Source organism: Pseudomonas sp. FW305-7 (assembly GCF_058786735.1).
The window spans coordinates 231,110-244,724 of sequence record NZ_JBYSZA010000001.1 but is presented as its reverse complement, the minus strand read 5'-3'; the positions used below and the strand labels follow the sequence as shown (position 1 = coordinate 244,724).

Here is a 13,615-nt window from a genome sequence, read left to right as displayed (position 1 = left end):
CCTCCTACTGAACAAGTGGGAGCCGTTCGTCCATGAAGCAGATCTCGGAAGCGAGTCTGGGTGGCCTGAATTAACACCGGGTTAACGCCCGCTCAGTGTGGTTTTTGCAGCATGTTGCCGGGCGCTGTCTGACAGACGCGGCGCACATCAGGCCAAGGTGCACCGCGCCAGAGGTGAAGGGGTCAAAGCTTCCAGTCGAGACTCAGCGTCACTGTGCGCGGATCGCCCCAGTACACGCCGTTATAGAAGCCGACGTTGTCGTAATACTTCTTGTCAAACAGGTTGTTGACGTTCAGCGACGCCGACAGGTGCCGATCAAGTTCGTACCGCGACATCAGATTGACCACTGTGTAGGCGCTCTGGTTGATTCGTGCCTCTTCAGTGTCGAGGCCGACCGGCCGGCTTGAGGTGCCATATACATCGCTTTGCCAGTTCACCGCACCGCCCACGGTCAGGGCCTGCCATTCGCCCGGCAAACGGTACGCCGTGGAGACGCGTAACAGGTTCATCGGCTGATTGGTGTTGGTGCGCTCGCTCTCGCCGTTCACCGAGTGGGTATAGGTGTAACCGGCGGTCATGTTCCAGCCCTGGAGGACTTCCCCGGACACTTCGGCCTCAAAACCGTTGACCTTGTTGCCCTTGCCGCCGGATTTATAGAACTGTTCGCGGGTAACCGGATCCGCCGGTACCGAGTTATCGAGTTCGGCGACGTTGTCCTGTTTGCTCCAGAACACCGCCGTTGAAAGGTTCAGGCGCTCCTCCAGCAAACTGCCCTTGATGCCCACTTCATAGTTTTTGCCAACCACCGGGTCGATGTACTTGCGATTCTTGTCGCGGTTGCCCTGGGGTTTGAAGATGTCGGTGTAGCTCACGTACGCGGTGTATTCCGGGGTCAGGTCATATAACAGGCCAGCGTAAGGCGTCCATACGTCGTTCTGTTTCTGACTGGTGTAATCGACTTTGCTCAGTTGCCGATTGGCGTCGTAACGGTTGCTGGTGCTGGAGGCTTCCCAACTGCCGTATCGGCTGCCCAGCACCGCGTGCAACTCATCAGTCAGGCTCAGGCGCGTGGCGATGTATCCGGCCTTTTGTCGGGTATTGTCCTTCGAGCTGGTGAGGTCGGTGACGGTGTCGGTGAATTTTGCGATGTCACCCATGTATTTCCAGTCGCGGATGGTTGCGTAATCCTTGGGGCGCGCACCGGCAATGGTGTAAGGGGAGTTTGAACGGCGCTCCGCCTCACCGTAGCCGAACATCATTTCGTGCTCACGCCCCAGCAGCGAGTAAGGTCCGGAGACGTTGAAGTCATACGCCTGCATTTTCTGCGTGCCGATCATGTGCGAGGTGTAGGCGTTCATGCCGCTGCGGTCGGCCTTGGGGAAACCGCCTCCGCCGTAATAGACCTTGCCGTCACTGTTGCTGTCGCGATGGGTGTACGCCGCTTTCAGGTGCCAGCCGCCGGCCAGTTGCTGATTGAGGGTGGCGAATGCGGTTTTGTCTTGCAGCGGCCAGGAGCTCCAGGACGTCGCCATGTTGGTCGAACGCCCCAGACCGGCCTTGCCGCCATCGGCATTCCAGTAGGGTACGGTGCCCCAGGATGAGCCTTGCACGTGCTTGTTCTGATAGTCGTAACCGACCGCCAGCACCGTGGAGTCGGTCAAGTCGGCTTCCAGCACGCCGTAACCGACTTCGCGTTGCAGCGCGTATTTGTCTTTGATCGACTGGTTGTCGCGATAGGCCAACACCGTCCGCCCGCGCAAGCGCCCGTCGAAAGCCAACGGCCCGCCGACGTCGACGTAGCTGTAGTAATTGTCGTAGCTGCCGCCACTGACTCCGGCCAGCGCCTGCCATTGCGCGGTCGGACGTTTGCGCACCATGTTGATGGTCGCCGAAGGATCGCCCGCACCCGTCGTCAGCCCGGTGGCGCCGCGTACCACCTCGATGCGGTCGTAAATGATCGTATCGGCATCGGTCTTCATGCGATCGAAGGTGTTGAGCATCCCGTCGATCTGGAAGTTTTCGATCGAATAACCGCGCGCCGAATAGTCGACCCGGTCGGAATCCATGTGCTGCACGACCACGCCCGTGGTCTGGCGCATGGCCTCGGACAATGTACCGAGCTTGAAATCATCCATTTGCTGACGCGTCACCACGGACACCGATTGCGGAGTTTCCTTGATCGACAGGTTCATCCGCGTCGCGGTGCTCATGGCGCCGGTGGTATAGGCGCTGGTATTTTCAGTGGTGGTGCCCAAACCTTGTGCGGTGACGCTGGTCGATGCCAGCTCCAGCGCCGTGGCGGCGGGTTCCGGCGGCTTTTCCGTTTCGGATTCAGCCAGCAGATCGGGGCTCAGGGCGGCTCCACAGAGGCCGAGCGTGAGGGTCATGGAACGGGTGATGGGCGCGAACATCGCAGCCGACTCCTTGTCTTCGAGGGAAAAAATCCGTTTGCTCAAAGACGAAGCGCCAGCCTGAGATTTAGTATCAAACGCGAAACATTATTGTTTGGAGATGTGGCGGGCAAGAAAAAGGGGCCGGTTTCGGCCCCTTCACAGTGTTACTTTTGCGCGACGTCTGCGGGTGCGGTGTCGGGCTTTTTCGGCTTCATCAGACTGAAGTCGATCAGCGCACGCTGCTCGGTCTGGTACGGATCACCGATCAGCAACGGGCGTTGCTTGAAGCTGTCGCTGACCACGCTCTTGCTGCGATCCAGCTCATCGAAACTCAAACCGGCCATGTCCGCCCAGGTGTGTATCAGGTGCGAGCTGCTGTACGGACGGTCAAGGTCGCCGGCGAAGTTCCAGTCATGGTTAGCCTTCCATTTCGGCGACGCCCAAGCCATGAACGGGATGGTGTACATCGGCGCCGTCGGCTTGTTTTCGTTACGCCCCAAGGTGCTGTGACCGGCAGAGTCGAACACGTCTTCACCGTGGTCCGAGAGATACAGCAGGAACCCGTTCGGATCGGACTTGGCGTAATCCTTGATCAGGCTCGACACCACGAAGTCGTTGTACAGCACCGCGTTGTCGTAGCTGTTGTAGGTTGGCACCTGATCGTCACGTACGCCGGCCGGGACGCCATTGCGATCCTGGAACTTGTCGAAGGTCGGCGGATAGCGGTACTGGTAGCTCATGTGCGTGCCGAGCAGATGAACAACGATCAATTTGCGCGGTGCAGCATCGGCCAGGGCTTTGTTGAACGGTTCGATCACGTCACCGTCGTATTGGGCGGCGTTCTGATTGCGGTTGTTGTTCAGGTAGACCTGCTCGTCAGCCTGCTCGGAGAACGTCGTGAGCATGGTGTTGCGCTTGGTCATGGTCTGCTGGTTGGTGATCCAGAAGGTCTTGTAGCCTGCCTGTTTCATCATGCTGACCAGCGACGGCGTCGACAGGTACAGGTCGGGATTTTCTTCGTCAGCGAAGGTCAGCACCTGCTGCAACGCCTCGATGGTGTACGGGCGAGGGGTGACGACGTTGTCGAAGACAGCCAGTTGATCCTTGAGTTTGTCCAGCTCAGGCGTGGTGTTGCGTTGATAACCGTAGAGGCTCATGCGCTGGCGGTTGGTCGATTCGCCGATCACCAGCACCAGCGTGGACGGCTGATCGGCGCCCGCTGTCTTGAGGTTATGCAGCGGCGGGATCTTGCTCGCGCTGTGCAGCATGCCTTGCATGTCGGCCAGCGTATCGAGATAACGGTGGTAGGCCACGGCCATTTGCCACGGCACGGCCGGCTCGATGCGGGTCTCGAATTTCTCGAAGCCTTGAGCGAAGGTGCCCATACGCAGGGTCTGTTTGACCAGCGGATAACCGACCACGGCAATCACGATGGCGGCGGCGGCGACCATGGCGCGGCCGCGCGGCATGTACACGGGGCGTAGGCGCGTCCACAGGAAGTAGGCGAATGCGGTATGCGCGAGGAACGCCGGCACCATCCACCAGGCAAAGTACTGGGTCATGTACTCGCCGGCTTCGGACACGTTCGACTCGAACATGATGAAGATGACGCTCTGGGAGAATTCCTGCTGATAAATGAAGAAGTAACCCAGACTGGCCATCGAGCAAGCCCACAGCACGATGCCGATCACGGCGGCCAGCAGTTTGGTGCGCTTGGGGAACAGCAGCATCGGCGCCAGCCAGAGTGCGCTCATGAAGAACGCCTGGCGGAACCCGCTGAAACCGGAGGTGCCGGTGATCTGAATCAGCAGTTGGGTAATGCCGGAAAAGTACCAGAAGAACACAAAAAGCCAGAGTAGACCGGCCCAGTCGAAACCTGCCGCAGTCGTTGTGCTGCGTTTGAACAATGCCATTCGGCGCTCCAGCTGTCTCGTTACAACCACCGCCGGAACATCCATGAAGCCGACGAACAAAGGCCGCACGCGCAGGTACGGCCAGAATGGAGGCGGAGTATTACGAAGCGAATGTGAAATTTTTGTTAATTACCGCGCCAGTAGACGTGGCAACGGTCAGAAGTACAGCGTGTCGGGAACCGCGAGTGCCGTTCCCGAATCAGGCGGGGGAGATCAGGCGTGCGGGTGGCGCTGAACAACCGGCAGCGGCTTGGGCTGAGCACCCAGTGTCATCGCGCGCAGTTGCGCCAACTCCTGCTTCAGTTGGTCGCGCTCGTCTTTCAACTGGCGCAATTCATCGCGACGGATTGTCACGTACAGGGTTTGTGGCGGCATTGCTGTGTGTACTGTGCCCATTGCTCACCTCGCAAATGGTGTGTCTCAACTGTAAATCGCCCCCGATTTCGGGTGACTGACTTACTATCGGCGCCAATTTTGATTTCTTTTGCCAGTGAATGGAACTTTTTTATTTTTCATGGTCGGTGTGTCTTCGGCACGATTCAGGGCGTTATCTGTCTGAATCGGGCACAATGCCCGGAAACTTCACCCCGACGCTCTGGACTAACCTCCATTAGTCGCGTTGGGCGATAACCTTTGACACACATTTATTTGTAGTAAGGAGCATCAGCACATGCAACTCGGGATTATTGGACTGGGCCGCATGGGCGGTAATATTGCGCGGCGCTTGATGCTCAACGGTCACACCACCGTTGTTTACGACCGCAATACCGCTTTCATCGACAACCTGGTCGCCGAGGGATCCACCGGCGTTGCCGACTTGCCGGCACTGGTTGCAGGCCTGGCCAAGCCGCGTGCCGTGTGGGTCATGCTGCCGGCCGGCGCGCCGACCGAAGACACCATCAACACCCTGAGCACTCTGCTGGAAGCCGGTGACACCATCATCGACGGCGGCAACACCAACTATAAGGATGACATCCGCCGCGCCAAAACCCTGGCCGAGAAAGGCCTGCACTACATCGACGTCGGTACCTCTGGCGGCGTCTGGGGCCTGGAACGCGGCTACTGCATGATGATCGGCGGCGATGCCGAGACCGTTAAGCGTCTTGATCCGCTGTTCGCCGCACTGGCGCCAGGCATGGGCGACATCCCGCGCACCAAGGATCGCAAGTCCGATGACCCGCGCGCAGAGCACGGCTACATTCACGCCGGTCCTGCCGGCGCCGGTCACTTCGTCAAGATGATCCACAACGGCATCGAGTACGGCATGATGGCCGCGTTCGCCGAAGGCTTCGACATCCTCAAGACCAAGTCCAGCGAGCGCCTGCCGGAAGATCAGCGTTTTGATCTGAACGTGGCCGACATTGCTGAAGTCTGGCGTCGTGGCAGCGTGGTGTCGTCGTGGTTGCTCGACCTGACGGCTGACGCGCTGGCCAGCGACCCGAAACTTGACGGTTTCTCCGGTTCGGTTGCCGACAGCGGTGAAGGTCAATGGACCATCGAAGCCGCCATGGAGCAAGCGGTGCCGGTACCGGTGCTGTCCAACTCGCTGTTCTCGCGCTACCGCTCACGTGGCCAAGGCACCTTTGGCGACAAGATTCTTTCGGCCCAGCGCTTCGGCTTCGGCGGCCATGTGGAGACACCGAAGAAATGACCCATACGATCCGCAGAAAATCCAAGGCAGAACCCGCACCACCGACCACGCTGTTTCTGTTCGGTGCCCACGGCGACCTGGTCAAGCGCTTGCTGATGCCGGCGCTGTACAACCTCAGTCGCGACGGCCTGCTTGATGAGAACCTGCGGATCGTTGGCGTTGACCACAACGCCATTACCGATGAAGCCTTCGCGCAAAAGCTCGAGGACTTCATCCGTACCGAAGTGGCGGCGAAGGTCGGCAAGGGCGATCAGATGCTTGATCCGGCCTTGTGGGCCAAGCTCGCCAAAGGTATCAGCTACGTCCAGGGCGACTTCCTGGACGACAGCACTTATTCAGCGCTGGCGGCGAAAATCGCCGACAGCGGCACCGGCAATGCGGTGTTCTACCTGGCCACCGCGCCGCGTTTCTTCAGTGAAGTGGTGCGCCGACTCGGCAGCGCCGGTTTGCTAGAAGAAACCCCCGAAGCGTTCAGAAGGGTGGTGATCGAGAAGCCGTTCGGCTCCGATCTGCAGACCGCCGAAGCACTGAACGCCTGCCTGCTCAAGGTGATGTCCGAGAAACAGATCTATCGGATCGACCATTACCTGGGCAAGGAGACCGTGCAGAACATTCTGGTCAGCCGGTTCTCCAACAGCCTGTTCGAGGCGTTCTGGAACAACCATTACATCGACCACGTACAGATCACCGCCGCCGAAACCGTCGGCGTCGAAACCCGTGGCAGTTTTTACGAGCACACCGGTGCGTTGCGCGACATGGTGCCCAATCACCTGTTCCAGTTGCTGGCCATGGTTGCCATGGAACCGCCGGCGGCGTTCGGCGCCGATGCGGTACGTGGCGAGAAAGCCAAAGTGGTCGGCGCGATCCGTCCATGGACGGTTGAAGAAGCTCGGGCCAACTCGGTGCGTGGCCAGTACAGCGCCGGTGAAGTCGGCGGCAAGGCACTGGCCGGTTATCGCCAGGAGGCCAACGTCTCGCCCGACAGCACCACGGAAACCTATGTGGCGCTGAAGGTGATGATCGACAACTGGCGTTGGGTCGGCGTGCCGTTCTACCTGCGTACCGGCAAGCGCATGAGTGTGCGCGACACCGAGATCGTCATCTGCTTCAAACCGGCGCCTTATGCGCAATTTCGCGACACCGAAGTCGACGAGCTACAACCGACCTATCTGCGTATCCAGATCCAGCCCAATGAAGGCATGTGGTTCGACCTGCTGGCCAAGCGCCCGGGGCCGGCGCTGAACATGGCCAACATCGAATTGGGGTTTGCCTACAAAGACTTCTTCGAAATGCAGCCATCGACCGGTTACGAAACCCTGATCTACGACTGCCTGACCGGCGATCAGACGCTGTTCCAGCGTGCCGACAACATCGAGAACGGCTGGCGTGCGGTGCAACCGTTTCTCGATGCCTGGCAGCAGGACGCGAGCGTGCAAACCTATGCCGCCGGTGAAGATGGCCCGCAGGCCGCCGAAGATCTGCTGACTCGCGATGGCCGCGTCTGGCATGGCCTCGGATGAGCAAGCCGATCCGTTTTCTGCTGAGCGACATGGACGGCACGCTGTTGCTGCCCGATCACACGCTGAGCCAGCGTACTATCGACGCCGTGCGGTCGTTACGTGAGGCGGGCGTGCTGTTCAGTCTCGCCACCGGGCGTCCGCCGAAAGCCATGTTGCAGCAGATCGAAGCCTTGGGCGTCGATCTGCCGACGGCGGCGTTCAACGGCGGCACAATCGTCAATCCGGACGGTAGTTTGCTCGTCGCGCATTACCTGCCGGCGACAACGGCGCTGATTGCTCTCGCGACGTTTGCCGATCAACCGGATGTCGAAATCTGGGTGTTCAGCGGCGGCGACTGGCTGCTCAAGGATCCGCACGGGCCGATGGTGCCGCGCGAGCAGCATGGCCTCGGCTATCCGCCGGTGGTGGTCGAGAGTTTCGAGCCGTATCTTGAGCGCATCGACAAGATCGTCGCGACCAGCAACAACACCGAGCTGTTGATCGAACTGGAGGCGCGTTTACTGTCCAAGGTCAACGGCATGGCGCAAGTCTCGCGCTCGCAACCGGTGTACCTCGACGTCACGGCGCTGGAGGCCAACAAAGGCACCGCACTGGGGACCATTGCCGCGCACCTGGGCATCCCGCTGGAGCAGACGGCCGCGATTGGCGATGGCGGCAACGACCCGGCGATGTTCCATTGCGCGGGACTGTCGATTGCCATGGGACAGGCGGAGGAGGCGGTGAAGCGTCAGGCCGACGTGATCACCGCGCCGAACACCGAAGACGGCGTGGCTCAGGCGATCGAAAAGTACATCCTTCCTCACTGAATTCACCCCAAAACAAATGTAGGAGTGAGCCTGCTCGCGATAGCAATGTTTCAGTCACCATTTTCTGGGCTGACACACCGCTATCGCGAGCAGGCTCACTCCTACACTTTATCCGGTGTAACTACAGCCAGTAGCTGACCGCGTACCAGCCCAGCAGGCCCATGACGAAGGTGTACGGTAATGCCATCCACACCATGCGCCCGTACGACAGGCGCACCAGCGGCGCAATTGCCGACGTCAGCAGAAACAGAAACGCTGCCTGGCCATTTGGCGTCGCCACGCTTGGCAGGTTAGTACCAGTGTTGATCGCGATTGCCAGCGTCTCGAAGTGCTCGCGGCTCATGTGCCCGGCAAGGAACGCCTGTTTCACTTCGGTGATGTAAATCGTCGCAACGAAGACGTTGTCGCTGATCGCCGAGAGCAGACCGTTGGCAATAAACAGCATGCCCGGTTGTTGATCGATCGGCAGCGCCAGCACCCACTCGATCAGCGGCACAAACAGCTGTTGATCGTGAATCACCGCGACCACGGCAAAGAACACCACCAGCAGCGCGGTAAACGGCATGGCATCCTTGAATGCGCTGCCCAGACGATGCTCGTCGGTGATGCCGGTAAACGCGGTGATCAGCACAATCACCATCAAGCCGATCAGGCCGACCTCGGCGACGTGAAACGCCAGGCAGCCGATCAGGATCAGTGCCGCAGTGCCTTGCACCAGCAGCGCCGCACGTTGGCGCGGGGTGCGGTCGGCGTTGTCTTCGGCGGCGTAATTGGCCAACACGGCGCGAACGTTGTCCGGCAGCAGCGTGCCATAGCCGAACCAGCGCAGTTTCTCCAGCAGTACGCAGGTGACCAGGCCGGCCGCCAGCACTGGCAGCGAAACCGGTGCGACTTTCTGAAAGAACTCCGCGAAGTGCCAGCCCATTTCATGGCCGATCAGCAGATTCTGCGGCTCACCTACCAGCGTACACACGCCACCGAGCGCCGTACCGACCGCGCCGTGCATCAACAGGCTGCGCAGGAATGCGCGAAACTGATTCAGATCATCGTGATGAAGTGTCGGCAGGTGTTGGTCGTCGCTGAACCCGCTGTCCTGACGAGGATCGTTACCCGACGCCACCCGATGGTAGACCGAGTAAAAGCCGACCGCCGCGCTGATGATCACCGCAGTAACCGTCAACGCATCGAGAAATGCCGACAGAAACGCCGATAGAAAGCAGAACATCAGGGCCAGTGCCGCTTTCGAGCGCACGCCCAATAACAACCGCGAGAACAGAAACAGCAGCAGATCCTTCATAAAGTAAATCCCGGCCACCATAAACATCAGCAGCAGGATCACCGGGAAGTTGTGCACCAGTTCATCGTAGAGCGCCTGCGGTGTGGTCATCTTCAACAGCAGAGCTTCGATCAATAGCAAACCGCCGGGCATCAACGGATAGCACTTGAGCGCCATGGCCAAGGTGAAGATGAACTCGATCACCAGCAACCAGCCAGCCGCGACCGGCCCCACCGTGAACAGTACGACAGCGTTAAGGATCAGAAATCCGACGATGGTCGCCTTGTACCAGCGTGGCGAGTGCCCGAGAAAATTTTGCGCGAACGCCTGGGCCATTGAACCGGACATCGGTTGCTCCTTGTTTTTAAGAAGCGCGCAAGTTGCCGGATGTGTCAGCCAAGTTCAAGTTGTTCCTGACTTGAACACGATTCCATGTAGGTGCTGCCGAAGGCTGTTATTGATTGAGATACCGCGCGACCATCGCCCGGTAGTTGCCATCCAGCGAATAGCCACCGACCAGAATGGCGTCATCCGATTGCACGGCCAGTGAATTCGCCGTGTCGAGGCTGCGTCCCAGGCGCGTACGCAACCAGCCGCGGCCCTGACCGAAACTCTGGTCAAGGCGCCCGTCTGCGCAGTAACGCGCGACGATGAAGTCGGCCTCGACCCCGCCAAGGGTGGCGCCCACTGCGATGATGCGGCCGTCTGCCATGCACTGGGCGGCGCTCCACTGACAGCCGCTGGGGCCGATTTCCAGCAAATGGGGCTGGCCGTTATTGCTGCGCAGGTTCGGCCGGCCATTGAGGTGCAGGCTGAATGCCATGCATCGGATCGGGTCGCGGCTGCTGCCGAAGCAGTGCAGGGTGTCCGCCGATTCAAGGATCTGACTGACCAGAGCGCTTTTGCCGTGGGCCTTGAATGCCATGAAACCGTCTACCGCAAAACGTTCGTCCAGCCGGCCATCGGGCAGGTAACGCGCCAACAGGCCTTCCTGAGGAAAATCGATCGAGCCGCCCACCAAAATTCGCCCATCCTTCTGCAGCATCAGCCGGCTGAGCCAGGTGTTGAGCAGCAGATGGCGGATCATCACGAAACCGCGCCCGTTGAACGTGTCATCCAGGCTGCCGTCGGGCTTGAGGCGAATGAGCATGCCGGCGTGGTCGGCCAGTTCGAAGTGATGGTTGGCGATCAGTAGAATATGTCCGTCATCCTGCACCGCAAAATCGCAGGCCTCTGCGCCCGGCACTCCGGGCGGTAGCCAGCTGTCGCGGGTGCCCATGGACAAGTCGCCCGGTAGGCGCACCACTTGGTAACCGTTGTCACCGAAAGATTGATCCGGTTGGCCCTGCGCGTCGAACAGGGCAAGCGCGGGCAGGGTGCGGTGACTGTTTTCATAATGCAGGCCCGCCAGCAGGATCCGTCCATCGGGCAGCGCCTGCACTTTGCCGGCCATGGCTTCGAAGCCCGGGGCAAATGTATCGATCACGCTGCCTTGCTCACCAAAGGACAGATCGGCCGAGCCATCCGCCAGCAGGCGCGCCAAACCGAAACGGCTGCCCTCGGTGATGCCGACTTTGGCGGCAACCAGAATTCGCCCCTGCGCGTCGACTGCGACATCCTGGGTCAGGCTAGACAGGCTGCCGGCGAAATACACCTGAGCCACGCCGGTGCTGGCAAACGATTTGTCGAGTTGACCGGCATTATTCAATAACGTCGGGAGCGCAACGGCGTTCAGGGTGGACATGCACGCATCTCCTTGCAAGTTGACCATGACCGGGGAACCGGTGGCTAACTGCATGAGCGGAACATTCAAAACCTGAACTAGAAGAAGTACAACTGTAAGAACTAACAGGTGGAGGGTCGCACTGTGCCAGAACAGTGTCTTTTTGAACCAATAGCAAGCCTGCCAAGCAGTTACGCGAGAACGCGCTGCCAGAAGTTGTACAAAAGTATCAGGGGATAATCAGAAAGAGTAACTAGCAAGAGGAGGGCGGATGACGTCGACGTCATCCGCAGCGCCCGGCTGGTCAGTGTGACATCGACCAGGATTGCAGCGCATAACCTTCTTTGCTCAGTTCAGCGCGGGCCTGTTGCAACAGTTGCTCCAGCTGCGCCGGATCGGAGTAGGTGCTGCATGGAATCTGTTTGCGGCCAATGTGCGAATTAGTGCGATCGATGACGGTCAGGTTCAGTTCGCCATTGCCGTCTTGTGGGGCCCAGGCCACGCATTGGAAAGGTTGGAATGCGCGGTTGGCAATCAAAAGAGCTTCGTTGATACGGAGCGGGGCGGTCATGGGGTCTTCTCTCTTTAGTGCCCAATCAAGTGATGTGCCGTCGGTTGGGCTTACCGTTCGGCTGGTTACTTGTACTGATGCACGCAACCCGGGGGCAGGTCACACTCGAAACAAAGAAATTTCAAACTTCTTTCACTCACTCGGTTTGTCGAGCGCTTTTGAAAGGTTGTTGAAAGGTCTTTTACAGTGATTAAGTCGATAGCTAACTAATCAACCAGATTCTTATAACGAATTTGCTTGTACACCTATAAGCAATCGATACAAGGCGCTGTCAAAATCTTGCTAACGTTACAGTCGGGTCTGCCAAATGACTGTTTTTACAATCATTTCTAATAATTTGGCGCCAAGGAACAGTCATGAGCGAAGCGCCAGCGTTAAGACGTTTATTGGTAGTCGACCCCTGCGACGACTGTCACCGCTTATTGCCCGGTTTGCGAGCGGTAGGGTGGGATGTCGACAGTTGTACTCTGGAAAACGCCGCCGACCGCAGTTGTGATGTCGGCTTGCTGCGTTTGCAGCCTTTTCACCTCGAACGCCCTGAGGCCGTCAAAGAACTGATCAGCCGCAGCGGCACCGAATGGATCGCTGTGCTCAATCAGGAAGTCCTGCGTTTGCAGAACGTCGGTGACTTCGTCTGCGAGTGGTTTTTCGATTTCCATACCTTGCCGTTCGACGTGTCGCGAGTGCAGGTCACCCTCGGCCGGGCGTTCGGCATGGCGCGTCTGCGCGGGCAGGGCACGATCCACGTGGATCAACCCGAACACGAACTGCTGGGCGACAGCAAGCCGATTCGTGAACTGCGCAAATTGCTCAGTAAACTGGCGCCCACCGAATCGCCGGTGTTGATTCGCGGTGAAAGCGGCACCGGTAAAGAACTGGTTGCGCGTACGCTGCACCGTCAGTCCCAGCGCCACAGCAAACCTTTTGTCGCGATCAACTGCGGGGCAATTCCCGAACACTTGATCCAGTCCGAGCTGTTTGGTCATGAAAAAGGCGCGTTTACCGGCGCTCATCAGCGCAAGGTCGGGCGGATTGAAGCGGCCAACGGCGGCACGTTGTTTCTCGATGAAATCGGTGATCTACCGCTGGAATTGCAAGCCAATCTGCTGCGCTTCCTGCAGGAAAAACACATTGAGCGCGTGGGCGGCAGTCAGCCGATCCCGGTTGATGTGCGGGTATTGGCGGCGACTCACGTCGATCTTGAGGCCGCCATCGAGAAAAAACGTTTTCGTGAAGACCTGTATTACCGGCTCAACGTGCTGCAAGTCGTGACGGCACCGTTGCGAGAACGGCACGGCGATCTGTCGATGCTGGCCAACCACTTCTCGCATTTCTACAGTCATGAAACCGGGCGTCGTCCGCGCAGTTTCAGTGAGGATGCGCTGATTGCGATGGGCAAACACGATTGGCCAGGGAACGTGCGCGAACTGGCCAACCGGGTGCGTCGCGGCCTGGTCCTGGCTGAAGGTCGGCAGATCGAAGCGCGTGATCTGGGCCTGATCAGTCAGCAGTCGATCGCCACGCCCATGGGGACGCTGGAGGACTACAAGACCCGTGCTGAACGTCAGGCGTTGTGCGATGTGTTGAACCGGCACAGCGATAATCTCAGCGTGGCCGCCAAGGTACTCGGGGTTTCACGGCCGACGTTTTATCGGCTGTTGCACAAGCATCAGATTCGGTAGAAGCCATAGAGCAAAAGATTGCAGCCTGCGCCAACGCCTACATTTGAATCCTGTAGGCGCTGGCGCAGGCTGCGATCTTT

10 protein-coding genes are annotated in these 13,615 nt (G+C 59.1%); 4 read left to right on the top strand and 6 right to left on the bottom strand.

Translation table 11 applies throughout. The features are described from left to right. Positions 1-182 precede the first annotated feature (182 nt). The 3 genes from AC3WMT_RS01095 to AC3WMT_RS01085 all read right to left on the bottom strand — a co-directional run bounded on the left by AC3WMT_RS01095 (position 183) and on the right by AC3WMT_RS01085 (position 4,702). The gene (locus tag AC3WMT_RS01095; protein ID WP_103302101.1) at positions 183-2,411 is read right to left on the bottom strand and encodes a TonB-dependent siderophore receptor; all 2,229 of its coding nucleotides are present in this window, start codon (positions 2,409-2,411) and stop codon (positions 183-185) included. A 146-nt stretch (positions 2,412-2,557) separates the two neighbouring features. After that, complete coding sequence (locus AC3WMT_RS01090; protein WP_103302100.1) at positions 2,558-4,306, bottom strand: phosphoethanolamine transferase CptA; 1,749 nt, start codon at positions 4,304-4,306, stop codon at positions 2,558-2,560. A gap of 213 nt (positions 4,307-4,519) precedes the next feature. Then, a complete protein-coding gene (locus AC3WMT_RS01085; RefSeq protein ID WP_103302099.1) occupies positions 4,520-4,702 on the bottom strand; it encodes a DUF6026 family protein in 183 nt (60 codons plus the stop codon). 274 nt (positions 4,703-4,976) lie between these two features. On the opposite strand from AC3WMT_RS01085, the gene gnd reads away from it, so the two are divergent. From gnd to AC3WMT_RS01070, 3 genes are read left to right on the top strand one after another with little or no spacing between them, the layout of a single operon-like run. Further along, positions 4,977-5,957: a phosphogluconate dehydrogenase (NAD(+)-dependent, decarboxylating) gene (gene gnd / locus AC3WMT_RS01080; RefSeq protein WP_103302098.1), complete on the top strand. Its 981-nt coding sequence runs from the start codon at positions 4,977-4,979 to the stop codon at positions 5,955-5,957. Further along, entirely contained in the window at positions 5,954-7,477 is a 1,524-nt protein-coding gene (zwf, locus tag AC3WMT_RS01075) for a glucose-6-phosphate dehydrogenase (protein WP_103302097.1), read from the top strand. Before gnd ends, zwf begins: the two co-directional genes overlap by 4 nt. Next, positions 7,474-8,283 carry an HAD family hydrolase gene (locus AC3WMT_RS01070; protein ID WP_103302096.1) on the top strand — a complete coding sequence of 270 codons (810 nt, stop codon included), beginning with the start codon at positions 7,474-7,476 and terminating at the stop codon, positions 8,281-8,283. Before zwf ends, AC3WMT_RS01070 begins: the two co-directional genes overlap by 4 nt. A 121-nt stretch (positions 8,284-8,404) precedes the next feature. Here the strand turns inward: AC3WMT_RS01070 and nhaB are convergent, their stop codons facing one another. The 3 genes from nhaB to AC3WMT_RS01055 form a co-directional block, all read right to left on the bottom strand. After that, on the bottom strand, positions 8,405-9,907 hold the full coding sequence (nhaB, locus tag AC3WMT_RS01065; RefSeq protein ID WP_103302095.1) for a sodium/proton antiporter NhaB: 1,503 nt from the start codon (positions 9,905-9,907) through the stop codon (positions 8,405-8,407). 106 nt (positions 9,908-10,013) lie between these two features. Continuing rightward, positions 10,014-11,303: a hypothetical protein gene (locus AC3WMT_RS01060; RefSeq protein ID WP_103302094.1), complete on the bottom strand. Its 1,290-nt coding sequence runs from the start codon at positions 11,301-11,303 to the stop codon at positions 10,014-10,016. A 283-nt stretch (positions 11,304-11,586) separates the two neighbouring features. Continuing rightward, on the bottom strand, positions 11,587-11,853 hold the full coding sequence (locus AC3WMT_RS01055; RefSeq protein WP_103302093.1) for a DUF1652 domain-containing protein: 267 nt from the start codon (positions 11,851-11,853) through the stop codon (positions 11,587-11,589). A 356-nt stretch (positions 11,854-12,209) separates the two neighbouring features. Between AC3WMT_RS01055 and AC3WMT_RS01050 the strand changes: the two genes are divergently transcribed. Next, a complete protein-coding gene (locus AC3WMT_RS01050) occupies positions 12,210-13,535 on the top strand; it encodes a sigma-54 dependent transcriptional regulator (protein WP_103302092.1) in 1,326 nt (441 codons plus the stop codon). Positions 13,536-13,615 lie beyond the last annotated feature (80 nt).